We start from the raw sequence: 23,795 nt of genomic DNA, 5'->3' as shown, positions 1-23,795 counted from the left end.
CTGATAGCCCTGGAGGGACGTCAGTGGACGTCGCCCATGAGCGACTTGACCTTCCGGCGGTACATGTAGACCGCGAAGCCCGCGAGGGCGGCGAGCGCCGCCTCCCCGAGGACGGCGGGCGTGCCGCCGAGGTCGACACCGGCGATGGCCGGGTTGGACAGCAGGCTGGTGATGGAGTCGCCCGCGGTGACCGCGAGGAACCACACGCCCATCATCTGGCTGGCGTACTTGGCCGGGGCCATCTTCGTCGTCACCGACAGGCCGACCGGCGACAGGCACAGCTCGCCGACGGTCTGGATGAAGTAGATACCCACCAGCCACATCGGGCTGACCGCGGTGCCGTTCGCCGCCATGCCCAGCGGGATGAGGAAGAAGAAGAACGACACGCCGATCAGGATCAGGGCCATCGCGAACTTCACGATGGTGCTCGGCTCCTTGCCCTTGCGGTTCAGCCACAGCCAGACCCAGGCGAAGACGGGGGCCAGCGCCATGATGAACAGCGGGTTCAGCGACTGGTACCAGGAGGACGGGAAGTCGAAGCCGAGCAGCGAGCCCGCGGCCTTGCCCTCGCCGAATGCCTGGACGGTGGACGCGCCCTGGTCGTAGATCATCCAGAAGACGGCGGCCGCGACGAAGAACCAGATGTAGCCGGTCATCTTCGACTGCTCGGTGGCCGAGAGCTCCTTGTCCCGCTTGATGCGCAGCAGCACACCGGCCGGGACGACCAGGCCGATGACCGTGAGTGGGATCATCGCCCAGTTCAGGGTGAAGTGGCCGGTGACGCCCACGACGCCGTAGAAGACGGTCGCCGCGATCACCCAGAGCAGGCCCTTGCGCAGCCAGACCGCGCGTTCCTCGGCCGCGAGAGGCTTGGGGACGGCGCTGCTCCGCGGGCTCAGATGGCGGGTGCCGAGCAGGAACGCCACGAGGCCGATCGCCATGCCGACCGCGGCCATGCCGAAGCCGAGGTGCCAGTTGACCTCCTGGCCGACGGTGCCGATGGCCAGCGGGGCGAAGAACGCGCCCGCGTTGATGCCCATGTAGAAGATCGTGAAGCCGCCGTCGCGGCGCGGGTCGTCCGGACCGTCGTACAGGTGGCCCACCATCGTCGAGATGTTGGCCTTGAGCAGGCCGGAACCGGCCGCGACCAGTGCCAGGCCGGCGAAGAACGGTGCCTGGCCGCCGGGCAGCGCCAGCACAAGGTGGCCGGACATGATCGTGACGCCGGCGATGGTCACCGTCTTGCGCGGGCCCCAGACGCGGTCACCGAGCCAGCCGCCGGGCATGGCGAGCAGGTACACCATCGCCGAGTAGACGGAGACGATCACGGTGGTCGTGGCCACGTCCATGGCCAGGCCGCCGCCCATGCTCCCCTTGCCGGCGTCGGGGCCGCCGGAGAGCAGGTACACGGTGAGTAGGGCCTTCATGCCGTAGTAGGAGAAACGCTCCCACATCTCGGTCATGAAGAGAGTGGCCAGGCCGCGGGGGTGGCCGAAGAAGGTCTTCTCGGAGCCGGGGGTGCCCGGGCGGGCCGAGTCCTTCGTCAGGCTGGACGCCATGGTCGATCCTTGCTGGTCGGGACGCGCACCGACGTTGACTGTCACGCGCCCGGTGGGGGGCGGCCGGCACCGGCGAGGCTCAGCCGCCCACCCCCACGCCCACGGGGAGTTCCGCTCCGGGTCACGAAGCGGCGGACGGCGGCCACCGGGATCCACGCCCCCGTCTTTGGGGGCCCGGCCACAGGTCATTCCAGGCAGACACAAAAGAGACCCTCAGCGTCAAGTGCCGCCGAAGGTCCCTGCAGTGCTACAGGCGTAGATTCACCATACGTCAGGACACTGCCGGATATGGAAGGACTTGAGACCCGTATCACAGGTGTCGAGGGAACCGTAGGCACCCTTTCCAAGGTCCTTTACAGGATCGCACCTCGCAGGTGCTGGTCTGTACCACAGCGCCCGAAGGTAAGGAACTCGCCAGATACGAGTAAGAATCAAGGCGCGCGATCACACCCCAGCTCTTGTCATGGGCGGACTACCATCAGCTCATGACCCGTGTACTGCTCGCCGAGGACGACGCGTCCATTTCGGAGCCGCTGGCCCGCGCACTGCGCCGGGAAGGGTACGAGGTCGAGGTGCGGGAGGACGGCCCCAGCGCGCTCGACGCAGGAATGCAGGGTGGAGTCGACCTGGTCGTGCTGGACCTCGGCCTGCCCGGCATGGACGGCCTGGAGGTGGCCCGCCGGCTGCGGGCCGAGGCGCACGCCGTGCCGATCCTCATCCTGACCGCACGCGCCGACGAGGTGGACACCGTCGTCGGCCTCGACGCGGGCGCCGACGACTACGTCACCAAGCCGTTCCGGCTCGCCGAACTGCTGGCCCGGGTCCGGGCCCTGCTGCGGCGCGGGGCGGCCGAGCCGCAGCAGCCGCCCGCCACGCACGGGGTGCGGATCGACGTCGAGTCGCACCGGGCGTGGATGGGCGACGAGGAACTCCAGCTCACGGCCAAGGAGTTCGACCTGCTGCGGGTCCTGGTGCGCGACGCCGGCCGGGTGGTGACCCGGGACCAGCTGATGCGTGAGGTCTGGGACACGACCTGGTGGTCGTCGACCAAGACGCTCGACATGCACATCTCGTGGCTGCGCAAGAAGCTCGGCGACGACGCGGCGAACCCTCGGTACATCGCCACCGTGCGAGGCGTGGGCTTCCGTTTCGAGAAGAGCTGACCCAGGGCCGCACAGGTAGAAGCCGTACAGGTAAGTAACAGGACACCATGCGCCGCCGACTGATTCAGTCCACCCTCGCCGTCGTTCTCGTCGTCATCGCCGTCTTCGGCGTGTCCCTCGTCATCGTCGAGACCCGGACGATCACCAACACCGCGCAGGAGCGGGTGGACACCGAGGCGGTGCGGCTGGTCAGCATCGTGGACAGCCGGCTGCTCGGTGACGAGATCGTGGACGCCTCGGTGCTGCGGGATCAGATCCAGGGGGATCGTTACGCCGAGATCCGGATCCCGGGCAAGCCGTTGATCGAGGTGGGCTCCAAGCCGACCGGTGACGTCATCAGCGCCAAGGAGACCGGCGAGGAGGGCGAGACGATCACCGTGCAGGAGCCGCGGTCGTCGGTGACGCGGGAGGTCGGCCGTACGCTGCTGATCATCGGGGCGGTGGCGCTGCTGGCGGTGATCGCGGCGGTCCTGCTGGCGGTACGCCAGGCGAACCGTCTCGCCTCCCCGCTCACCGACCTCGCGGAGACGGCGGAACGCCTCGGCTCGGGCGACCCCCGCCCCCGCCACAAGCGGTACGGCGTCCATGAGCTGGACCGCGTGGCGGACGTGCTGGACTCCTCCGCCGAGCGCATCGGGCGCATGCTGACCGCGGAACGCCGCCTGGCCGCGGACGCCTCGCACCAGCTGCGCACGCCGCTCACGGCACTCTCCATGCGCCTGGAGGAGATCACCCTCACCGACGATCTCGACACGGTGAAGGAAGAGGCGACCATCGCCCTGACCCAGGTGGAGCGCCTCACCGACGTGGTCGAGCGCCTCCTGACCAACTCCCGCGACCCGCGCAACGGCTCCGCCGTCACCTTCGACCTCGACGAGGTCATCCAGCAGCAGCTGGCCGAGTGGCGCCCGGCGTACCGCAACGTGGGCCGGGCGATCGTCAGCTCGGGCAAGCGCCACCTCCAGGCGGTCGGCACGCCGGGCGCGGTCGCTCAGGTCCTGGCGGCCCTGATCGAGAACTCCCTCATGCACGGCGGCGGCACGGTGGCGCTGCGCACCCGCGTGACGGGCAACCAGGCGGTCATCGAGGTCACGGACGAGGGCCCGGGCATCCCGGCGGACCTGGGCGCCCGCATCTTCGAGCGGGCCATCAGCGGCCGCAACTCCACAGGCATCGGCCTCGCGGTAGCCCGCGACCTGGCGGAAGCCGACGGCGGCCGCCTGGAAATGCTCCAGACCAACCCCCCGGTACTCGCCCTGTTCCTCTCCCGCACGCCGCCGCTGAAGAAGCAGCCGGAGGATTCGGGGCCGACGGTCAGGTAGGGCGTGGACGGGGGCTTCAGGATCGGGGCGAGCGTCAGCCCACCCGCTGCCGCACCCGCGGCTTCTCCGGCTCCGTTGCCTGCCGAGGCGGCTCCAGGAACGATTCCGCGCCGGTCACCGCCTCCTCCACCGGAAGCGCCCGGAACACCCACGTCCGATACGACCAGAACCGGAACAGCGTCGCGATACCGATGCCGAGGAACTTGAAGATGTTGCTCTGCAGCGGACTGTCCCAGTCGAACCCGTACGTCGCCGCGTACAGCACACCGTTCTCGATCACCAGACCGACCACGCTGAACAGCAGGAACAGACCCAGTTCCTTCGTGCGACGACTCTTGTCCCGATCCCGGTACGTGAAGTAGCGGAAGCCGACGTAGTTGAAGACGATCGCGACGACGGTGGCGATGACACTCGCCCGCACCACCTGCAGGTCGGTCACATGCCGCACCAGGTTGAACACGAGGAGGTTGACCAGCAGCCCCGCTCCACCCACCGCGCCGAACTTGGCGACCTCACGCATCAGCCGGTCAAAGCGCTGTCGCACCGCACTGCGAGGTACTGGAGGCGCCGCATGAAGCCCCGAGGAACCACGTCCCATGGTCGTGAAGGCTCCTGTCGGTCGTTTTGTCGGTCGGTTGCGTCAACCCAGCCATGCTAACCACCCCCCTCCGCGATTGCCTGTGGGCGAGCTCATAGGTCGGGACATAGCTCGGAAAGAGCCCCGGAAAAGTCCGGTAAGAGGGTCGCCCCGACGCGGCCGATACCCTAGGGGCGTGACGTTCCCGGTAGTCGGCATGGTCGGCGGGGGTCAGCTCGCTCGTATGACACACGAGGCGGGCATCCCGCTCGGCATCAGGTTCAAGCTCCTCAGTGACACCCCTCAGGATTCCGCGGCGCAGGTGGTGAGCGATGTCGTCATCGGCGACTATCGCGACCTCGACACGCTGCGCGATTTCGCCAGGGGCTGCGATGTGATCACTTTCGATCACGAACATGTACCCACCGAGCACCTCAGGGCCCTGGAGGCGGACGGCATCCCCGTCCGCCCGGGCCCCGACGCACTCGTGCACGCCCAGGACAAGGGCGTGATGCGCGCGAAGCTCGACGCGATCGGTGTGCCGTGCCCACGGCACAGGATCGTGACCGACCCAGGCGATGTCGCCGCTTTCGCGGGCGAGGGCGACGGCTTCCCCGTCGTCCTCAAGACCGTCCGCGGCGGCTACGACGGCAAGGGCGTCTGGGTCGTCGACTCCGTCGAGGAGGCCGCCGAGCCGTTCCGTGCCGGCGTCCCGGTCCTCGCCGAGGAGAAGGTCGACTTCGTACGGGAGCTCGCGGCGAACGTCGTACGTTCCCCGCACGGCCAGGCCGTCGCGTACCCGGTGGTCGAGTCCCGGCAGGTCGACGGCGTCTGCGACACCGTCATAGCCCCCGCCCCCGACCTCGACCGGACCCTCGCACTCAAGGCCGAGGAGATGGCCCTCACCATCGCCAAGGAACTCGGCGTCGTCGGCCACCTCGCCGTCGAGCTGTTCCAGACCCGCGACGGCCGGATCCTTGTCAACGAACTGGCGATGCGCCCGCACAACTCGGGCCACTGGACCCAGGACGGCGCGATCACCTCCCAGTTCGCCAACCACGTCCGCGCGGTCCTGGACCTCCCCCTCGGCGACCCGCGCCCGCGCGCCCAGTGGACCGTCATGGTCAACGTCCTCGGCGGCGACTACCCCGACATGTACTCCGCGTACCTGCACTGCATGGCCCGCGACCCCCAGCTGAAGATCCACATGTACGGCAAGGACGTGAAGCCCGGCCGCAAGGTCGGTCATGTCAACACCTACGGCGACGACCTCGACGACGTGCTGGAACGCGCCCGTCACGCAGCCGGCTACCTGAAGGGCACGATCACCGAATGAGCACCGCTGTCGGCCCCGTCGTGGGCATCGTGATGGGGTCGGACTCCGACTGGCCCGTCATGGAGGCCGCCGCCCAGGCCCTCGACGAGTTCGAGATCGACTACGAGGTCGACGTCGTCTCCGCGCACCGGATGCCGCGCGAGATGGTCACGTACGGCGAGCAGGCGGCCGAGCGCGGCCTGAAGGTGATCATCGCCGGTGCCGGTGGCGCCGCCCACCTCCCGGGCATGCTCGCCTCCGTCACGCCCCTCCCGGTCATCGGCGTGCCCGTCCCGCTGAAGTACCTCGACGGCATGGACTCCCTGCTCTCCATCGTGCAGATGCCGGCCGGCGTGCCCGTGGCCACCGTCTCGGTCGCCGGCGCGCGCAACGCCGGTCTGCTCGCCGCCCGTATCCTCGCCACCCACGACGAGGACCTGCTGCAGCGGATGCGCGAGTTCCAGCAGGAGCTGAACGACCAGGCCACCGAGAAGGGCAAGCGCCTGCGCGCCAAGGTAGAGGGCGCGAACGGCTTCGGCTTCGGCTCGGGGAAGTGACGGCGATGACCTCCCTGGAGGCAGCCCGGGAACTCCTGCGCGAGTTCCCGGTCGTCGACGGCCACAACGACCTCCCCTGGGCCCTGCGCGAACAGGTCCGCTACGACCTCGACGCCCGCGACATCGCCGCCTCCCAGGGCGCCCACCTGCACACCGACATCCCCCGCCTGCGCGAGGGCGGCGTGGGCGCGCAGTTCTGGTCGGTGTACGTCCGCTCGGACTACGCCGGTGACAAGGCGGTCAGCGCCACCCTCGAACAGATCGACTGCGTACGGCAGTTGCTGGCGCGCTACCCGGCCGACCTGCGCCCGGCGCTGACGGCGGCGGACATGGAAGCCGCCCGCGCCGAGGGCCGGATCGCCTCCCTCATGGGCGCCGAGGGCGGCCACTCCATCGCCGACTCGCTCGCCACGCTGCGGGCGCTGTACGCGCTCGGTGTCCGCTACATGACCCTCACCCACAACGACAACATCGCGTGGGCCGACTCGGCGACGGACGAGCCCGGCGTGGGCGGTCTGTCGGCCTTCGGCCGCGAGGTCGTCCGGGAGATGAACCGCGCGGGCATGCTGGTGGACCTCTCGCATGTGGCGGCTACGACGATGCGGGACGCGCTGGACGCCACGTCGGCACCGGTGATCTTCTCCCACTCCTCCGCCCGCGCGGTGTGCGACCACCCGCGCAACATCCCCGACGACGTCCTGGAACGCCTCCCCGGCAACGGCGGCGTCGCGATGGTGACGTTCGTGCCGAAGTTCGTGCTCCAGGCGGCGGTCGACTGGACGGCCGCGGCCGACGAGAACATGCGCGCCCACGGCTTCCACCACCTCGACACCACCGCCGAGGCGATGAAGGTGCACCGCGCCTTCGAGGAGAGCACCCCGCGCCCGATCGCCACCGTCTCCACGGTCGCCGACCACCTGGACCACATGCGCGAGGTCGCGGGCGTGGACCACATCGGCATCGGCGGCGACTACGACGGCACCGCCTTCACCCCGGACGGCCTGGGCGACGTGTCCGGCTACCCCAACCTGATCGCCGAACTGCTGGACCGCGGCTGGTCAAAGCCCGACCTGGCCAAGCTGACCTGGCAGAACGCGGTACGGGTACTGGGCGCGGCCGAGGACGTCGCCCGCGACCTTCAGGCGACGCGGGGCCCGTCCAACGCGACCATCGAGGCGCTGGACGGCTGATCGTCGAGGGCGGGGTAGTCGGTGTAGCCGGTCGCCCCGCCCGTGTACATCAGGTACCGGTCCCGGACCGGGGTGAGCGGTGCGCCGAGGCGCAGGCGGGTGACCAGGTCCGGGTTGGCGAGGAACGGCCTGCCGAGGGCGACCAGATCGGCCCCGGCGGCCAGCATGCCGGCCGCGGCCCGGGTGACGCCCTCGGTGGTGAGGTCGGGCAGTACCGGGTTGCCGATCAGGACGCCGGGCCAGTCCGCGCGGATGCTCCGGTACACCGCCGTGTCCGGGTCGGCGTGCACGAGGTGCAGATAGGCCAGGTCCAGAGCCCGCAGCCGGGCCACCAACGCGGGGTAGAGGACGTCGGTGTCGTCCTCCGCGATGCCGTTGACGGTGTTTCCCGGGGAGATCCGCACGCCCACCCGGTCGGCGCCGATCGCATCGGCCACCGCCTCGGTCACCTCCGCGGTGAACCGGACCCGCCGCTCCACCGGCCCGCCGTATCCGTCCGTCCTGCGGTTGGTGTTCCCGGCGAGGAACTGGTGCAGCAGATGCCCGTTGGCCGAGTGCACCTCGACTCCCTCGAAGCCCGCCTCGACGGCCCGGCGGGCGGCCGCGGCGAAGTCGGCGACGGTGGCCCGGATGTCGGCGACCGTCATCTCCCGGGGGACGACGGCCGGCCGGTGCCCGCGCGGCGTGAAGATCGTCTCCGGCAGCGGCACGGGGGAGGGCGCGACGGGCGTCAGGCCGGTGGTCTCCGGATGGCTGACCCGCCCGCCGTGCTGGAGCTGCAGGAACATCCGCCCGCCGCCCTCCCGCACGGCCTCGGTCACCCGCCGCCACCCGGCCAGGTGCCGGTCGGTGTGGATCGCGGTGATGTTCGGGTACGTCTGCCCGACCGCGTTCGGTGTCGAGGCCTCGCCGATGATCAGGCCGGCCGTGGCGCGCTGGGTGTAGTGGGTGACCATGAGGTCGGTCGGGGTGCCGTCCGCCGCCGCGCGGTTGCGGGTGAGCGGTGCCATCACCAGGTGGTGGGGAAGTGCGAGCCGGCCGAGCCGGGCCGGGGCCAGGAAGTCCGTCGTCTGCGTCATGGTCGTACGCTAAAACTTGACATCAGTGTCAGATTCAAGTCCGGGCAGTCGACGGAGGCGGAGGCGGAGATGCGGATCGGTGAACTCGCCCGGCGCACCGGCGTGAGTGAGCGGTCGCTGCGCTACTACGAGACCCAGGGCCTGCTGCGCGCCGAGCGCACCCCGGGCGGGCACCGCGACTACCCCGAGGCGGCCGTGGACCGGGTCGTCCGGATCCAGGAGCTGTTCGCCGCCGGGCTGCACAGCAGCCGGATCGTGCAGTTGCTGCCCTGCATGCGGGACACCGACGGCGGCCCCTCCGCCGTCGCAACGCCCCGGCTGGTCGAGGACCTCACCGCCGAACGCGACCGCATCGACCGCATGATCGCCGACCTCGTCCGCTCCAGGGAAACCCTGAACGAGGTGATCGAGGCGGCGCGCGAAAGCTGACCGCCCGCGCGCGTGCCCCGTACCCCCGAACGCCCCGTCCGCCAGGAAGCTGCTCGGGGTCCGTGCGACGGTGAACCGTACTGCTGATCAGGACGCCGATCACGTACGGAGACAGACCGCCATGGCAGACCTCAAGGACGAACTGGACACCAGCCCCGAGGTCGGCGAGATCGATGACCTGCCCGCCCCGCTCCCCGGGGAGCCGTACGAATCCGTCGCCGGGCCGGGCGACGACACCGACGCAGGCCTCCTCGACCGCGCCCACGCCCTGCTCACCGCCCACCCCGTCGCCGACGGCTACAGCGGACTGCCGTGGGCGCTGCGCCGGCTGCCCCGGGTCGACCTGGAGCTCGGCGAGAGCGCCGTCGACACGGACGTGCCGCGGATGCGCGAAGGCCACGTCGCCGCGCTGTTCTGGGCGCTGCACCTGCCCGAGGGACTGGCCGGGGAGCGGGCCGTCGGTGCCACGCTTGAGCAGCTGGACCTGGTGAAGACCGTCGTACGGGCCCACCCCGAGGGCCTGCGCCTCGCCGACACCCCCGGGCCGATCACCGACGTCCGCCACTTCGGTCGCGTCGCCGTCCTGCCCGGCCCCGCGGGTGCCGCGGCCCTCGGCGACTCCCTCGGCATCCTGCGTTCCCTGCACGGGCTCGGGCTGCGCGCCCTCACCCTGTCCGACACCTCCTGGGCGAGCGAGGCGGGCCTGACCAGGTTCGGCGACGAGGTGCTGCGCGAGATGAACCGCCTCGGTGTGCTGGCCGAACTCTCCGGCGCCTCCGCGAACACCCTGCGCCGCGCCTGCGCGGTCTCCAAGTCACCGGTCGTGTGCGCCCGCTCCGCCGCCCACGCCCTGCGCCCCCACCCGGCCAACCTCCCCGACGACCTGCTCGCCGAGCTGGGCGCCGTCGGAGGCCTGTGCATGGTGCCGCTCACCGCCGAGCAGACCGGCCCGTCCGTCCGGGACGTCGCCGACCATCTCGACCACGTGCGCGAGGTGGCGGGCCCGGAGTGCGTCGGCCTGTCCGGCACCTACGACGCAGGCGCCGCCCACCCCCAGGACCTCACCGACGCCTCCGGCTACCCCCGCCTGGTCGCCGAGCTGCTGCGCCGGGGCTGGCCCGAGGCTGACATCGCACTGCTGACCTGGGGCAACGTCCAGCGCGTCCTGCGCGAAGCCGACTTCACGGCCCGGGAGGCACAGCGGCGCCGGGAGCCGTCGACGGTGAAGATCGCCGACCTCGACCGCTGACCGGAGGGTTCGCTACTCGCCGTGCTCGATCCGGCAGAGGCAGAACGGGTGCCCCGCCGGGTCGGCGTACACCCGCCAGTCCTCCTTGTCCTCGGCGTGCAGCAACCGCGCACCCAGCCCCAGCACCTTCTCCTCGGCCGCGTCGACCTCCTCCCAGGTGGACCCCGCGTCGAAGTCGAGGTGGAACTGCTGCGAGTTGCGGTCGCCCCGCGGCCACTCCGGCGGCGTGTACCCGGGCGCCGCCTGGAAGGAGAGCCGTGGCCCGCCCGGGATCTGGAGTACGACCCAATCCGGGTCGTCGTCCTCGGGCGTACCGCCGCCGACGCCTGCGTAGAAGCGGGCGAGGGCGCGCGGGTCGGGGCAGTCGATGACGACGGAACGCAGGCGTGCCACGGGACTCATGGGTTCCTCCGGCGGTCGAGGCGTGATCAGCAGGCGCACAGGCAGAACGGGTGCCCGGCTGGATCCGAGTAAACCCGGAAGCTCCGCGACCGGTCCTCGGCGTCCAGCGGCTTCGCCCCCAGTGCCAGTACGCCTTCCTCGGCCGCGTCCAGGTCCGCGACGGTCAGGTCCAGATGGAACTGCTGGGAGTGATCGGGCGCCGGCCACTTCGGCGGTACGAACCCGGGGGCGGCCTGGAACGCCAGCGACTGCCCGCCGGGCACCTTCAAGTCCACCCAGTCCCCTTCGCCCTCGACGCTTCCGCCGAGCACGCGCGCGTAGAAGCCGGCGAGGGCACGGGGGTCGGGACAGTCCAGGACGACGACGCCCAGTTCGGCGATGGCCATGACTTCCTCCTCGAAGTCTTGGTGCCTTGGTTACCCCTACAGCTCTGCATGGGGTAACTCCGTTACTGCATGCTCCCTCATAGGCGGTAACGTCGCAAGGGGAATCGGGAGGTAGCGTGCAGCCATGAGTGAGAGATCGCCCGCGCCCGGGGGCCTGGAGCTGGTCGAGTCCCTGGTCAACACGCTGGACATCGAGTCGGGCGCCGACTCGCTGGACACGGCGCAGGGCCGGGCGCGCTTCGGGCTGGCCGAGGAGGACGTGCCGGGAGCGCGGGAGCTGCGGGAGTCGCTGCGGGTGGTTCTTCTCGCGCACGCGGGGCATCCGCCGCATCGTGCGGTGGCCCCGCTGGGCGAGCTGCTGGCGGCGAGCCCGCTGCTCGTCACCGTCGAGGCCGCCGACGGCTCGGCCGGCCTCGCCCCCGCCGACGAGGGCCCGCTGCTCTCCCGGGTGGCGGCGGCCATCGCCCAGGCCCTCGTCGAGGGCACGTGGAACCGGCTGAAGGCCTGCGAGGCCGTCGACTGTCACTGGGCGTACTACGACCGCAGCCCGGCGGGCCGCGGTCGTTGGTGCTCGATGCAGGTGTGTGGGGCGCGGGCGAAGATGCGGCGGTATCGGGCGAAGTGACGCCATGACGCCTAGAAGTGACGTCATGACGCCTACTGGAAGTGCCCGCGCCCTCAGGGCGTTGCCGTCAGGGTTTCTCCTCGCGGGTCCGGGAGGCCCGGGAGCCCACCAGGAGCAGGCACAGGACCGCGACGCCCGCGACTATCCCGGTCAGGATCAGGAGCGGGTCCAGTGGGCGGGTTGTCGAGGCGGTGACCTGGGTCTGCGGCACAGAGGCCGGCGTGGGTGCGGGCGTCGGTGACCCGGGTGGCGCGGACGCCGGAGCCGACGTGGACGGTGTGGACCGTACGGGCGAGGAGGCCGGTGAGCGTGTCGCCGCTGTCGGACTCGGTGCGGTCGCGTGGTGACCGGACGACTGGTGTCCCGTCGATGACCCCGTACCCGAGTGGTCGTGCGTCGGCGCGGGCGCCGAAGTCTTCGGTGCCGCCGCCTGGACCACGATCCGGGCCGTCATGTTCGGGTGGACGGTGCAGTAGTAGGCGTACGTCCCCGGGGTGTTGAAGGTGAAGCTCCAGCTTCCGCCCTTGTTCAGCATGGGGGAGTGGAAGGCGGCCGGAGCCGACGTGGTTTTCACGTCGTGCGGGGCGGTGTCCTGGTTGGTCCAGGTGACCGTGGAGCCGGCGGTGATGGTCAGGGTCGTGGGGCTGAAGGCGTAGCCGCTCATGGCGACCCGGTACGTCGCCGCCGACGCCCGGCCGACCGGCAGCACGAGCAGCATCCCGACCAGGACGACCAGGACGGCCAGGACGGCCAGGGCGAGGACGGTCCCCGGGACCGCTCGCCGTGCCGCCCTCATGCGAACTCCCCGGCGACCAGCAGCCGCAGCCGCGTAGTGGGCCGCAGCCGGTCGAACCGGCCGAACCGGAAGCCGGTGGCGCGGCGCAGCAGCCGGTACGACAGCCGGGCGGTGCCCACGAAGAGCAGCAGGTCGTCGGACCGCTCGACGACGCGCAGCCGCAGCAGCGCGGGGAAGTCGGTGCCGTCGATGCCGAGGTCGCCGGTCAGCTGGACGATGCCGGTGCCCTCGTGGGCGTGGGCGTGGGCGTGGGCGTGCGCGTGCGCGTGGTCGAGGGTGAGCACGCCCTTGAGGTGGGCGCCGTCGAGCTCGAAGCGGAAGGTGGGGTGTTCGTCGGTCTCCGGGACGGTGAGCGAGGCCGTCGCGAGGGTGAGGCGGCGACGCCGGAGCGGCAACGGGCCGCACAGAGCGGTGAGTTCGACCAGCCAGCGGCCGGGGGCCACGGCATACCGGCCGGGCCGGGGCAGCCAGGGGGGCGAGCCGGGGGCCCCGGGCGGGGTCGGGTCGACGGGCAGGGTGACGGTTGTCATCCCGGTCTCCTTGGAAAGCGGTTCCGGAAGGGCGGCGGTGACGGGGACAATGGGGGAGCGCCGGTCCGGCCGACTGAGCCTCGGCCGGACCGGCGTCCGTCTTTGCGCGCGGGTGGTGTCAGCAGCTGTTGGTGAGGAAGTCCTCGGTGGGCGTGAGCAGGTGCTCGGCCCAGACCGTGTGCATCTGCACGTAGCTGTCGGCGTTCAGCAGATCGGCGACCTGCTGCCCGGGCGACTCCTCCAGGTGCGCCTTGTTGATGTGGTTCAGCAGCACGCTGAGCGTGTCGTCGAGGATCGTGCCGCCGCCCTGGGTGGCGGGCGTCAGGATGCTCTCGATCCACACCGTGTGCGTCTTGATGTACGCGTCCAGCGCCAGCGCGTCCTGCACCTGCTGGCCCGGGGACCGCTCCAGGTGCGCCGCGTTGAGGTGCTGGAGGATCGGCAGCAGCACGTCCTGGACGCTGGCGCACTGCTCGTCGCCGCCACCGGAGCCACCGCCGGACGTACCGCCCGACGAACCGCCCGACGTGCCGCCGGAGCCACCACCGGACGTACCGCCCGTGCCGCCACCCGACGTACCGCCCGTGCCGCCACCCGACGTACCGCCCGTGCCGCCACCGGAGCCGGAGCCACCGGAGGAGCCGCCGCTCGACCCGCCCGAGGAACCACCGGACGAGCCACCGGACGAACCGCCCGACGTGCCGCCGTCGTCGGGGGCGACGACCTTCACGGACGCCACCATGTCCGGGTGCACCGCGCAGTAGTACTCGTACGTCCCGGCCGTGCTGAAGGTGTACGACCACGAGTCGCCCTGCTCCAACGTGCCCGAGTCGAACTTCTTCGGGCCCTTGGTCGTGGTGACCGTGTGCGGCACGCTGTCGTGGTTGGTCCAGCGGACCGTGTCGCCGACCTCGACGACGAGCTGTTTCCCGTCGCCGAACTTGTTGTTCATGATGTCGACCTGGTGGTCCGGCGCCGCGTCGGCCGCCGGCTGGGCCTGGGCCGCGGCGGCAGCGGGCGCCTGAGCCGCGCCCGCGTCCGCCGTGGAGGACGCCCCGGCCGCCGAGGTGCCGGCGGCGGCCTGGAGCAGCCCCAGGCTGAGCACCGCGGCCAGCGCCGCGCCGACTCCGGCGACCAGCAGTCCCCGGTTGCCCGCGGGCGGCCGGTGACGCGGTGCCGCGTCGCTGTCATTACTTCGTTTCAACGCAACTCCTTTGATTTTCCTGGGAGTTCACTGGCCAGGGTTGGTCGTGACCAGCAGACCCGTCACGGCGAGCACGACGAGGACCAGCCCCGTCTCGGCCGCGACCGAGTAACCGAAGGGCCGCACGGCGGCGGCGTCGCCGCGCAGCAGCACGGCGAGATCGAGGCGGGTACGCACCCACTGACGGCTGGCGAGGGCGACCAGCAGGACGGCCGCGAGCACGGCGGTCTTCGCCAGCAGCAGGTGCCCGTACGAGGTGTGCAGCAGGGCGTCGTACGACCCCACGACCTGCCACGCCAGTACCAGTCCGGCGGCCACAATGCCCGCCACGCTGACGGCCGCCAGCCGTGAGTAGCCCGGTACCACCGCGGCCAGCTCATCGGGCCGCCGCCGCGGCAGCACCGCCAGCGCGAGCATGACCAGCCCGCCGATCCACAGCGAGACGCCGAGCACATGCACGAGGTCGGCGATCGCGCCCCAAGTGGGCTCACTTCCCTCGGCGTTGTGGCCCGCCATGCCGGTCGCCCGCAGCAGCCCGAGGCAGACCGCGAGCGCGCCGACCCGCCAGCCGGGGGAGCGGGAGGTGCGGGGCCCGCCCTGGAGCAGCGCGCTCAGCACCACGGCCGCGAGCACCCACAGCAGGACCCGGGCGGCGAGCACGATGCCGGGCTCGGTGGTCAGGACGTCCGCGTACGTCTCGGCGCGCAGGGCCTCCCGCAGGCCGCCCAGCGTGGCGTATGCGCCCTGGAGCCCGATCGCCGCGACCGACGCCAGCAGGCCGCACGTCCAGGCCAGTCCCAGCAGCGCCCTGGCCCGCGGCTCGTGCGCGCCGCGCGGCCACAGCAACGTGACGAAGGCGAGGCCCCCGATGAACAGCGCCAGCGAGAGATAGCCGGCCCAGCGGGCGGCGACGAGGCCCTTGCGCACCAGGGGGGACGGTGCGGTCACGGCCTCGTCGCCGCGGTCCTGTGCGGCCGGTGCCGCGATGCCGAAGTCGAGCCGGCCCGAGGAGGCGTGCCCGTCCTCCTCGTCGACGACCGACCAGACGACGGCGAAGGAGCCGTCCGCCGGGTGCCCGAGGGCGGCCCGTACGACCTCGCCGTTGTGCCCCGGCACGCGGGACACCGGGAGCCGGTCGCCGTCCACGGTCATGACACGGACGTCGGCCGGCTCGACAGGCTCGTCGAAGGTGAGCGTGAGGTGGTCGGGGGCCTGCTTCAGCTCGGCGCCGTTCGCGGGGCTGGAGGTGACCAGCTCGGTGTGGGCGGAGGCCTGCGGGGAGCCGAGGAGGACGTAGAGGAGCGGGGTGAGGACGAGGAGGACGAGCGTGCGGCGGGGGGTCACGGCGTCGCCTCCGGGGAGGGGCTGACGCCGCCGAGGAGGGACGGGAGCGGGGCGAGGCCGACGCAGGGGGAGGGCTGCGGGGCCGGGGACGCCTCGGCGGTGGGGTTGAGGAGACCGAAGACGGGCTCGGTGAGGCCGGTCAGGAGCGGCCCGGCGAGCCGGACCTCGCCGTCCTCGCAGGTGGCGTCGTCGTCGCCGGGCGGGGTGGTGCCCGGCGCGGACGGGTCGGAGGAGGGCGGGGACGTGGGGGCGGAGGGCGTGGGGGAGCCGCCGTGGCCTGTGTGGCCCGTCCCGCCGGAGGTGCCTGTGTGGCCGGTGTGATCCGTGCCGCCGGGGTAGTAGACGCCGGTGACCGGCAGTACCCCGGCCCCCGGCGCGCCCCCCGCGGCTCCGCCCGAGATGTCGCCCGGGGTCTCCGGCGGGGCGGCGGCCCCGCCCGGGGGCGACGGTGAGGTGACCGCGGGCGGGGCCGCGGTCGCGTCGGAGGAGGCGGCGGGGGCGCCGATGCCCGACGCGTATCCGAGTACGACCACCACGGCGCCGACGAGCGCTCCCGCGACCAGTTCGTCGCGGTGGTCGTGCGGCCACAGGGCCCGGCGGAACAGGGGCATGGTCACTCCTGGCATGGTCTGTTCAAAACCAGCGAACGCCGACCAGTGGAGTGGCACGCGAATTCCGCGCGGCTACGCGTCAGTTAAACAGCTGTTGCGGCGCCTCTCTTTCGAGGGGACCCCCGCTGTGAGACCGGGTGAGACCATCGCTATTCCGCGCATTGCGGCCGTGAAGAATTCGCGTGCGAGTATTTCTTTTCCCTCACGCTACTCGAATAGAATGCGAAGCCGCGTGGGGATTTCAAGGAGAACGGCATATGCGTTGTGCGGGCTCGCCATGGGCCGCCCGCGGGCGCCCGCGGGCCTGTCCCCCCCGTGAGGAGAGCCGGGCGAGCACGATTCCTCTGCCTGAACGGCCCGCCTTAACAGCCCGCCTGAACGGCCCGTCTTTTCTCAGGCCGTCGGCCGCCCCATCGCCCGATAAGTCCAGCCGGCCTTCCGCCACAACTCCGGGTCCAGGGCATTACGCCCGTCCAGAATGACCCGAGCCGTCGCGGCCTCGCCGAGTGCCGCCGGATCCAGCTCGCGGAATTCCCGCCATTCCGTCAGATGCAGTACGACGTCGGCGCCCCGTACGGCATCGATCGCGCTGTCGGCGTAGCCGAGGGTCGGGAAGAGGCGGCGGGCGTTGTCCATGCCCTTGGGGTCGTACACCGTGACCTGGCCGCCCTGGAGGTGGATCTGCCCGGCGACGTTCAGCGCGGGCGAGTCCCGGACGTCGTCCGAGTCGGGCTTGAAGGTGGCGCCGAGCACGGCGACCCGCTTGCCTAGGAAGGGCCCGCCGCCCAGCGCCTGCCGGGCGAGCTCCACCATCTGGCCGCGCTGGCGCATGTTGATCGAGTCGATCTCGCGCAGGAAGGTCAGCGCCTGGTCGGCGCCCAGCTCGCCGGCCCGGGCCATGAAGGCGCGGATGTCCTTGGGCAGGCAGCCGCCGCCGAAGCCGATCCCGGCCCGCAGGAACTTCTTCCCGATCCGGTCGTCGTACCCGATGGCCTCCGCGAGCTTGGCGACATCGCCGCCGGCGGCCTCGCACACCTCCGCCATCGCGTTGATGAAGGAGATCTTGGTGGCGAGGAAGGAGTTGGCGGAGGTCTTCACCAGCTCGGCGGTGGGGAAGTCGGTGACGACGAAGGGGGAGCCGGCGGCCATCGGGGTGGCGTACACCTCGCGCAGCAGCTTCTCGGCCCGCTCGCTGCGCACGCCGACCACGATCCGGTCCGGGTGCAGGGTGTCGTCGACGGCGAAGCCCTCGCGCAGGAACTCAGGGTTCCAGGCGAGCTCGGCGTCCTCGCCGGCCGGTGCGTGCGCGGCGAGGTAGGCGGCGAGGCGGTCGGCGGAGCCGACGGGGACGGTGGACTTGCCGACGACGAGGGCGGGGCCGGTGAGGTGCGGGGCGAGCAACTCGAAGGCGCGGTCGACGTACGACATGTCACAGGCGTACTCGCCGTGCCGCTGAGGCGTGTTCACGCACACGAAGTGCACATCGCCGAACGCCCCGACCTCGGTCCAGTCCATGGTGAACCGCAGCCGCCCGGTGGACCCCTCGATCCCGGCCACGTGCTTGCGCAGCAGCTCCTCCAGTCCCGGCTCGTACATCGGGACCTCACCGCGCCGCAGCATCTCGATCTTCTCGGGCACGACATCGAGCCCCAGCACCTCGAAGCCGAGCTCGGCCATGGCTGCGGCGTGCGTAGCGCCGAGATAACCGGTGCCGATCACGGTGATCTTGAGGGCCATGGGGTACTCCAGAGGTCTGCGGGGTCCGGCGGTGATGCGGGCCCGAGCATAGTCGGGCCGTTCGACGGGCAACTTTCCAGCTGTCGCCAAGCTCACGTATCACTCCCGTGAGCCGCCCCCTAAAATTTGAGTTACTTAACGGTAATTAGCGTCAGCATCGCACTTAGACCACACAGCGTCCGCTAGACCACACAGCGTCCTTGGAGCGTGAGAGACCTTGGCCGGATCGGCTGACTTCGACCTGTACCGCCCGTCCGAGGAGCACGACATGCTCCGCGACGCGATCCGCTCGCTGGCCGAGGCGAAGATCGCGCCGCACGCTGCCGCGGTGGACGAGGAGGCCCGCTTCCCGCAGGAGGCGCTGGACGCGCTGGTCGCGGCCGACCTGCACGCGGTGCACGTACCCGAGGAGTACGGCGGCGCGGGCGCGGACGCCCTCGCCACGGTGATCGTGATCGAGGAGGTGGCCCGCGTGTGCGCGTCCTCCTCCCTCATCCCCGCGGTGAACAAGCTGGGCTCGCTCCCGGTGATCCTCTCCGGCTCCGAGGACCTCAAGAAGCGGTACATGACCCCGCTCGCCAAGGGCGACGGCATGTTCTCGTACTGCCTCTCCGAGCCGGACGCGGGTTCCGACGCCGCCGGCATGAAGACGAAGGCGGTCCGCGACGGCGACCACTACGTCCTGAACGGCGTGAAGCGCTGGATCACCAACGCCGGCGTCTCCGACTACTACACGGTGATGGCGGTCACCGACCCCGCCAAGCGCTCGAAGGGCATATCGGCCTTCGTCGTGGAGAAGTCGGACGAGGGCGTCTCCTTCGGCGCCCCCGAGAAGAAGCTCGGCATCAAGGGCTCCCCGACCCGCGAGGTCTACCTGGACAACGTTCGCATCCCGGCGGACCGCATGATCGGCGAGGAGGGCACCGGCTTCGCCACGGCGATGAAGACGCTGGACCACACCCGCATCACGATCGCCGCGCAGGCGCTGGGCATCGCGCAGGGTGCGCTGGACTACGCCAAGGGCTACGTCCAGGAGCGCAAGCAGTTCGGCAAGCCGATCGCCGACTTCCAGGGCATCCAGTTCATGCTCGCCGACATGGCCATGAAGATCTCGGCCGCCCGCGCCCTGACCTACCAGGCCGCCGCCGCCTCCGAGCGCGGCGACGCCGACCTCACCTACCTGGGCGCCGCCGCCAAGTGCTTCGCGTCCGACGTGGCGATGGAGGTCACCACCGACGCCGTCCAGCTCCTCGGCGGCTACGGCTACACCCGTGACTACCCGGTGGAGCGCATGATGCGCGACGCCAAGATCACGCAGATCTACGAGGGCACGAACCAGGTCCAGCGCATCGTGATGGCGCGCAACCTGCCGTAGGACCGCCGTAGCACTGCCGCGGTCTGTCGTAGCTCTTCTCCGATCGCCCTTCGCCCTCCCCCGGGCGGAGGGCGATCCGCGTTCGGTGCCCAAGTGCCGTACGTCCACGCCGAGTCGGGCCTGCCTCGGTGCGTCTTCGCCTACGTAGCGGCGGACGCGCGACCCGGAGGCGCTCCCGGTCGTCCGCCGCCTGTTGAACCGGCGTCGTTTCCTGCCCGCCCCGGCCCCGGACGCCGCCGACGGGGAGCCGTAACCCCAATGGGGGCGGATCGGGCGCGTCCGTCCGATGGCGCGGTGCGGCGGGCGGGCGTAGGACGGAAGGGCACGGGGCCCGCCCCGGGCTTCCGCACCCCAGGAGGAGCCATGACCCAGCAAGGCACCATGACCGCCATGAGCAAGGAGATGCAGGCCTGCGTCGACGCGTGCATGTCCTGCCACGTGGTCTGCGAGGAGACGATGAGCTCCTGCATGCAGATGGGCGGCCAGCCGCAGATGCAGATCATGCGGGCGCTCATGGACTGCGCCGAGACGACCCGCATGTGCGCGGACATGATGATGCGCCGCTCGCCCATGACGGCCGAGATGTGCGCGATGTGCGCCAAGGCCTGTGCCATGTGTGCCGAGGCGTGTATGTCCATGCCGGACGACCCGCAGATGATGCGCTGCGCCGAGGCGTGTCGCCGCTGCGCCGAGGCCTGCCGCGCGATGTCGGGCGCCACCATGTGACGACCGTCCGGCACCACTCCCCGGAAACACTCGAGGGCACCCGCAGGGGTGCCCTCGACTGCTGTGCGCTGCCCGGCTGTGCGCTGCTCAGTTGCCGGAGACGGTCACCGTCTCGTCGTTCTTCAGCTGCTCCACCAGCGTCTTCACCTTCGCCTTGTCCCAGACGAGGTTGCCGCCCGTGGAGCCGGAGATCGGCATGTTCATCGACTTGCCGTCGCCGCCGGTGACGCCCTTCATGGACCAGAACATGTCCGCCAGGTCGAACAGGCTCATGTCCTTGTCGACGATCAGGGTGTCCAGCCCCGCACCCATGGTCGGGTACAGCTTGAACGGGTTGAGGATCGTGCCCGGCGTCGCCACCTGGTTGGCCAGGGCCGAGAGGAACTTCTGCTGGTTCTTCGTACGGTCCAGGTCGGAGCCGGGCAGCGCGTACCGGGTGCGGACGAAGGCGAGCGCCTCCTCGCCGTTCAGGGTCTGCTTGCCCTTCTTGAAGTCCGCGCCGGACTTGGAGTCCTTGATGTCCTGCGGGATGTCGATCTCGACACCGCCGACCGAGTCCACGATGTTCGCGAAGCCCGCGAAGCCGATCTCGACGTAGTGGTCGATGTGCAGACCGGTGTTGTACTCCACGGTGCGAACCAGCAGCTCCGGGCCGTCCTCGGCGTACGCGGCGTTCAGCTTCACGTGCCGGCCCGTGCCCTGGTACGTCTTGCCGGACTCGGAGCCCACGAAGGTCGGTATCTCGACGTCCGAGTCACGCGGCAGCGAGATCAGCGTCGGACCGTTGCCGCCGGTGTGCAGGATCATCATCGAGTCCGTGCGCTTGCCCTCGGCGGACCCGGTGTGCAGTGCCTTCTTCTCCTCGGCCGACATGCCCTCACGGCTGTCGGAGCCGACGATCAGGTAGTTGGTGCCCTCGCCCGCCTCCGGCCGGTCGATGACCTTGGACAGGTCGACCTCGCGGTTGAGCTTGGAGTCGGCCCAGAAGTAGGTGGCGACGGACGTCACGACCACAAGGGTCACGACGGTTATCGCGGTCACCTTGATACGGCGCCGCCAGTTCGGCGCGGGCCGCGGCTCGCGCGTCCCGCGGCCTCCGGGACCCCCGGGACCCCCGGGGCCGCCCGTGCCGCCGGACCCGCCGTAGACCTGGCCGGTGTTGTAGCCGCTGTCGTACCCGTCGTCATGGACGGGGTCGTCGCCGTAGCCGCCGTGGCCCTGGCCGTTCACGTACGACGGCTGCTGCGGCACCCCGCCGTACCCCTGGCCGGGCGGTGCCGCCGGACCACGGCGGACCTGCCGCATCACGCGCGCGCCCTCGGGCTGTGCCCTCGAGCTGCCGCGTCCGTAGCGGTCACCGCGATTGTCGTCGGACCATCCACCGGGCCAGTCATTCATGCGCCCCAGTGTGCAGGGCACGGCCAGGTGTCTTACAAGGGCCGGGGGAAAATAGAGGCACGGCTGTTGCGAACCCAACACAAAGTCCGCGAATGTCGGGTCGGCATAAGGTGGAGGTCATGACAGACCAGGTCACCGCCGCGCAGTCGGACACTCCGGAGATCCCGGGCAAGCCGACCGCCGCATCCCGCACCACCCTCAGCCACATCATGACCCACAACGACACCAACCTTCTGGGCACGGTGCACGGCGGCGTGATCATGAAACTCGTCGACGACGCGGCGGGCGCCGTGGCCGGCCGGCACAGCGGCGGCCCCGCCGTCACCGCGTCCATGGACGAGATGGTCTTCCTCGAACCGGTCCGCGTCGGCGACCTCGTCCATGTGAAGGCCCAGGTCAACTGGACCGGCCGGACCTCGATGGAGGTCGGGGTACGGGTCCTGGCCGAGCGCTGGAACGAGTCCGACCCGGCCACCCAGGTCGGCTCGGCCTACCTCGTCTTCGCGGCCGTCGACGCCGACGGCAAGCCGCGCCGCGTCCCACCGGTCATACCGGAGACCGAGCGCGACAAGCGCCGCAACCAGGAGGCCCAGATCCGCCGCACCCACCGTCTGTCCCGCCGCCGCGCGATCAAGGAACTGCGCGAGAAGCGGGCGGCGGAGGGGTACGAGGACTGAGGGGCCCGGGACCAAGGGGTACCGGGGGCGCCGGGAGCCCGGTCACCCGGAGCCCGGGTCACCCGGAGCCCGGGTCACCCGGAGCTACCCGCACCCCGCCTCGTCGCCCCGCACGACCATGGACTCGCCCTGGGTCGGGTCCTCGGCGCGTACCTTGCGGACCTGCCTGAAGTCGGTGCCGACGATCACCTTCAGCGTCGGGCCCAGCCCCTTGACCGCGCGCAGCTCGCTCCCCGGCAGCGCGGCCGCCAGGGACTTCGCCGAGCGGTCCCAACGTGGGTCGTGGGCGACGACCGTCCGCTTCACCGGGCGGTCCGCCGCGCTCACCGGCCGCCCCGTCGTCTGGAACCCGGTCGCCGCCAGCGCCGTATCGACGCGCTTGCCGAGGTCGGAGGCCTCAGTGCCGTTCTCCACCTGGACGTGGATCTCCTGCGGGGCGACCTCCACCCGTACCGGCCTGCGCCTCGGGCGGTGCGCAGCCAGGGGCTCGTCCTCGCGCAGGGCCCTGAACAGGCGCTCGGACTTCGCGGCGTCCCACTTCACCGTGGAGCCGACGTCCTTCACGGTGTACTCCAGCTGCCGGATGGGCACGGTCGTGAACTCCGACGACGACGGCGAGAAGTTCCGCATCGCCCGCCCGAGGTCGAGCAACTCGCCCGTCCCGAAGCCCTTGTCGGCCCGCACCGAACCCAGCACCGCCCGCGTCACATCCCGGAACCGCATCGGGTTCAGCAGGATCCCGGACGACGTGGCCCGCTCGATCAGCGCCGCCATGAAGCGCTGCTGGCGCTGCACCCGGCCCAGGTCGGAGTCGCTGTCGACATGCCGCGAGCGCACGTACTGCAACGCCTCCCCGCCCATCAGCCGGTGCGTACCGGCCGGCAGGTCGAGTCCGGTGTACGCGTCCTTCATCGGCTCGGCGGTGCAGATCTGCACCCCGCCGACCACGTCCACCGTCCTCATGAAGCTGGTGAAGTCGACCTCCAGATAGTGGTCGATCTTGACGTGGGTCATGTGCTCGACCGTGGCGACGGTGAGGTTCGGGCCGCCCTCCGCGTACGCCGCGTTGATCTTGATGGGGTGCGCCTTGCGCCCCTCACCGGCGGGCACTTCGGCGTACGAGTCCCGCGGCAGGCTCACCACGCTCGCCCGCTCCCGGTCCTCCGAGATGTGCACGATCATGATCGTGTCGGTGCAGTGGCAGGGGGCCCCGCCGAGCCGGTACTTGCGCCGCTCCTCCTCGCTGATGCGGTCGCGGCCGTCCGTGCCGACCAGGAGGACGTTCATGCCGTGCCCGGCCCGCGGCCGGTTCTTCATGTCCTTGAAGGGGTCCACGCGCGCGATCTTGGCGTCCAGGCTGGTCACCACCGCGTGCCCGATCCCGGCGGAGGCGAGGACCACCACGGACAGCGTGGTCACCGCCCGCATGGCCCAGCGCGGCCTTCTCCGCCGCACGGGCGCGACCGGCCGCGCCCCGCCGCGGGACGGCTGCGGGCGACGCTGCGGAGGGGCGGGGGAGCGGCGGGGCGGCGTGGGCATGGGGG

Annotated in this window: 24 protein-coding genes; 11 read left to right on the top strand and 13 right to left on the bottom strand. The window is 71.0% G+C overall.

Going from position 1 to position 23,795, the window contains the following annotated elements; genetic code table 11:
• Positions 1 to 20 precede the first annotated feature (20 nt).
• Positions 21 to 1,559 carry a peptide MFS transporter gene (locus PBV52_RS18405; protein ID WP_274239509.1) on the bottom strand — a complete coding sequence of 513 codons (1,539 nt, stop codon included), beginning with the start codon at positions 1,557 to 1,559 and terminating at the stop codon, positions 21 to 23.
• Positions 1,560 to 2,044: 485 nt separating this feature from the next.
• Here PBV52_RS18405 and PBV52_RS18400 point away from each other — a divergent pair, with 485 nt between their 5' ends.
• Complete coding sequence (locus PBV52_RS18400) at positions 2,045 to 2,722, top strand: response regulator transcription factor (protein ID WP_274239508.1); 678 nt, start codon at positions 2,045 to 2,047, stop codon at positions 2,720 to 2,722.
• 47 nt (positions 2,723 to 2,769) lie between these two features.
• A complete protein-coding gene (locus tag PBV52_RS18395; protein ID WP_274239507.1) occupies positions 2,770 to 4,044 on the top strand; it encodes an ATP-binding protein in 1,275 nt (424 codons plus the stop codon).
• A 34-nt stretch (positions 4,045 to 4,078) separates the two neighbouring features.
• On the opposite strand, the gene PBV52_RS18390 is transcribed toward PBV52_RS18395, so the two are convergent.
• Positions 4,079 to 4,642 carry a GtrA family protein gene (locus tag PBV52_RS18390; RefSeq protein ID WP_274239506.1) on the bottom strand — a complete coding sequence of 188 codons (564 nt, stop codon included), beginning with the start codon at positions 4,640 to 4,642 and terminating at the stop codon, positions 4,079 to 4,081.
• 175 nt (positions 4,643 to 4,817) lie between these two features.
• Here PBV52_RS18390 and PBV52_RS18385 point away from each other — a divergent pair, with 175 nt between their 5' ends.
• Genes PBV52_RS18385 through PBV52_RS18375 form a run of 3 tightly spaced genes read left to right on the top strand, consistent with a single transcriptional unit; the run spans position 4,818 to position 7,683 of the window.
• The gene (locus tag PBV52_RS18385) at positions 4,818 to 5,957 is read left to right on the top strand and encodes a 5-(carboxyamino)imidazole ribonucleotide synthase (RefSeq protein ID WP_274239505.1); all 1,140 of its coding nucleotides are present in this window, start codon (positions 4,818 to 4,820) and stop codon (positions 5,955 to 5,957) included.
• Complete coding sequence (gene purE / locus PBV52_RS18380) at positions 5,954 to 6,493, top strand: 5-(carboxyamino)imidazole ribonucleotide mutase (RefSeq protein WP_181449655.1); 540 nt, start codon at positions 5,954 to 5,956, stop codon at positions 6,491 to 6,493. The genes PBV52_RS18385 and purE overlap by 4 nt, the downstream gene beginning before the upstream one ends.
• Positions 6,494 to 6,498: 5 nt before the next feature.
• The gene (locus PBV52_RS18375; protein ID WP_274239504.1) at positions 6,499 to 7,683 is read left to right on the top strand and encodes a dipeptidase; all 1,185 of its coding nucleotides are present in this window, start codon (positions 6,499 to 6,501) and stop codon (positions 7,681 to 7,683) included.
• Here PBV52_RS18375 and PBV52_RS18370 read toward each other — a convergent pair.
• Positions 7,632 to 8,762, bottom strand: a complete 1,131-nt coding sequence (locus tag PBV52_RS18370; RefSeq protein WP_274239503.1) for an alkene reductase — start codon at positions 8,760 to 8,762, stop codon at positions 7,632 to 7,634. The two genes, PBV52_RS18375 and PBV52_RS18370, sit on opposite strands and share 52 nt — an antisense overlap.
• 69 nt (positions 8,763 to 8,831) lie before the next feature.
• On the opposite strand from PBV52_RS18370, the gene PBV52_RS18365 reads away from it, so the two are divergent.
• Together PBV52_RS18365 and PBV52_RS18360 are read left to right on the top strand one after the other, a co-directional pair.
• Entirely contained in the window at positions 8,832 to 9,191 is a 360-nt protein-coding gene (locus PBV52_RS18365; protein ID WP_274239502.1) for a MerR family transcriptional regulator, read from the top strand.
• 121 nt (positions 9,192 to 9,312) lie between these two features.
• The gene (locus PBV52_RS18360) at positions 9,313 to 10,440 is read left to right on the top strand and encodes a dipeptidase (protein WP_274239501.1); all 1,128 of its coding nucleotides are present in this window, start codon (positions 9,313 to 9,315) and stop codon (positions 10,438 to 10,440) included.
• Positions 10,441 to 10,452: 12 nt separating this feature from the next.
• Here PBV52_RS18360 and PBV52_RS18355 read toward each other — a convergent pair whose 3' ends face one another.
• Both PBV52_RS18355 and PBV52_RS18350 read right to left on the bottom strand, forming a co-directional pair.
• Positions 10,453 to 10,842, bottom strand: a complete 390-nt coding sequence (locus tag PBV52_RS18355) for a VOC family protein (protein ID WP_274239500.1) — start codon at positions 10,840 to 10,842, stop codon at positions 10,453 to 10,455.
• A 26-nt stretch (positions 10,843 to 10,868) separates the two neighbouring features.
• Entirely contained in the window at positions 10,869 to 11,228 is a 360-nt protein-coding gene (locus PBV52_RS18350; RefSeq protein ID WP_274239499.1) for a VOC family protein, read from the bottom strand.
• A 124-nt stretch (positions 11,229 to 11,352) separates the two neighbouring features.
• Here PBV52_RS18350 and PBV52_RS18345 point away from each other — a divergent pair, with 124 nt between their 5' ends.
• The gene (locus PBV52_RS18345; protein ID WP_274239498.1) at positions 11,353 to 11,853 is read left to right on the top strand and encodes a CGNR zinc finger domain-containing protein; all 501 of its coding nucleotides are present in this window, start codon (positions 11,353 to 11,355) and stop codon (positions 11,851 to 11,853) included.
• Between the two features lie 67 nt (positions 11,854 to 11,920).
• On the opposite strand, the gene PBV52_RS18340 is transcribed toward PBV52_RS18345, so the two are convergent.
• The 6 genes from PBV52_RS18340 to PBV52_RS18315 all read right to left on the bottom strand — a co-directional run bounded on the left by PBV52_RS18340 (position 11,921) and on the right by PBV52_RS18315 (position 18,075).
• On the bottom strand, positions 11,921 to 12,649 hold the full coding sequence (locus PBV52_RS18340) for a plastocyanin/azurin family copper-binding protein (RefSeq protein ID WP_274239495.1): 729 nt from the start codon (positions 12,647 to 12,649) through the stop codon (positions 11,921 to 11,923).
• Positions 12,646 to 13,179 carry a hypothetical protein gene (locus tag PBV52_RS18335; RefSeq protein ID WP_274239493.1) on the bottom strand — a complete coding sequence of 178 codons (534 nt, stop codon included), beginning with the start codon at positions 13,177 to 13,179 and terminating at the stop codon, positions 12,646 to 12,648. Before PBV52_RS18335 ends, PBV52_RS18340 begins: the two co-directional genes overlap by 4 nt.
• A gap of 118 nt (positions 13,180 to 13,297) precedes the next feature.
• Positions 13,298 to 14,383: a cupredoxin family copper-binding protein gene (locus PBV52_RS18330; RefSeq protein ID WP_274239491.1), complete on the bottom strand. Its 1,086-nt coding sequence runs from the start codon at positions 14,381 to 14,383 to the stop codon at positions 13,298 to 13,300.
• Positions 14,384 to 14,410: 27 nt separating this feature from the next.
• The gene (locus PBV52_RS18325; protein ID WP_274239489.1) at positions 14,411 to 15,727 is read right to left on the bottom strand and encodes a copper resistance protein CopC; all 1,317 of its coding nucleotides are present in this window, start codon (positions 15,725 to 15,727) and stop codon (positions 14,411 to 14,413) included.
• Positions 15,724 to 16,338: a hypothetical protein gene (locus PBV52_RS18320; protein ID WP_274239488.1), complete on the bottom strand. Its 615-nt coding sequence runs from the start codon at positions 16,336 to 16,338 to the stop codon at positions 15,724 to 15,726. Before PBV52_RS18320 ends, PBV52_RS18325 begins: the two co-directional genes overlap by 4 nt.
• Before the next feature lie 393 nt (positions 16,339 to 16,731).
• Positions 16,732 to 18,075: a UDP-glucose/GDP-mannose dehydrogenase family protein gene (locus tag PBV52_RS18315; RefSeq protein WP_274239487.1), complete on the bottom strand. Its 1,344-nt coding sequence runs from the start codon at positions 18,073 to 18,075 to the stop codon at positions 16,732 to 16,734.
• Positions 18,076 to 18,292: 217 nt separating this feature from the next.
• On the opposite strand from PBV52_RS18315, the gene PBV52_RS18310 reads away from it, so the two are divergent.
• Both PBV52_RS18310 and PBV52_RS18305 read left to right on the top strand, forming a co-directional pair.
• The gene (locus PBV52_RS18310) at positions 18,293 to 19,450 is read left to right on the top strand and encodes an acyl-CoA dehydrogenase (protein ID WP_274239486.1); all 1,158 of its coding nucleotides are present in this window, start codon (positions 18,293 to 18,295) and stop codon (positions 19,448 to 19,450) included.
• A gap of 363 nt (positions 19,451 to 19,813) precedes the next feature.
• Entirely contained in the window at positions 19,814 to 20,176 is a 363-nt protein-coding gene (locus tag PBV52_RS18305) for a four-helix bundle copper-binding protein (protein ID WP_274239485.1), read from the top strand.
• A gap of 87 nt (positions 20,177 to 20,263) precedes the next feature.
• On the opposite strand, the gene PBV52_RS18300 is transcribed toward PBV52_RS18305, so the two are convergent.
• Positions 20,264 to 21,574: an LCP family protein gene (locus PBV52_RS18300; RefSeq protein ID WP_274239484.1), complete on the bottom strand. Its 1,311-nt coding sequence runs from the start codon at positions 21,572 to 21,574 to the stop codon at positions 20,264 to 20,266.
• 119 nt (positions 21,575 to 21,693) lie between these two features.
• Between PBV52_RS18300 and PBV52_RS18295 the strand changes: the two genes are divergently transcribed.
• Entirely contained in the window at positions 21,694 to 22,251 is a 558-nt protein-coding gene (locus PBV52_RS18295) for an acyl-CoA thioesterase (protein WP_274239483.1), read from the top strand.
• An 84-nt stretch (positions 22,252 to 22,335) separates the two neighbouring features.
• On the opposite strand, the gene PBV52_RS18290 is transcribed toward PBV52_RS18295, so the two are convergent.
• Positions 22,336 to 23,790 (bottom strand): LCP family protein, encoded by a 1,455-nt coding sequence (locus PBV52_RS18290; RefSeq protein WP_274239482.1) that lies wholly within the window; start codon positions 23,788 to 23,790, stop codon positions 22,336 to 22,338.
• Positions 23,791 to 23,795: the final 5 nt, after the last annotated feature.

Origin of the sequence: Streptomyces sp. T12 (assembly GCF_028736035.1) — a bacterium.
GTDB lineage: Bacteria > Actinomycetota > Actinomycetes > Streptomycetales > Streptomycetaceae > Streptomyces.
This window is presented reverse-complemented; position numbering and strand designations above follow the sequence as displayed.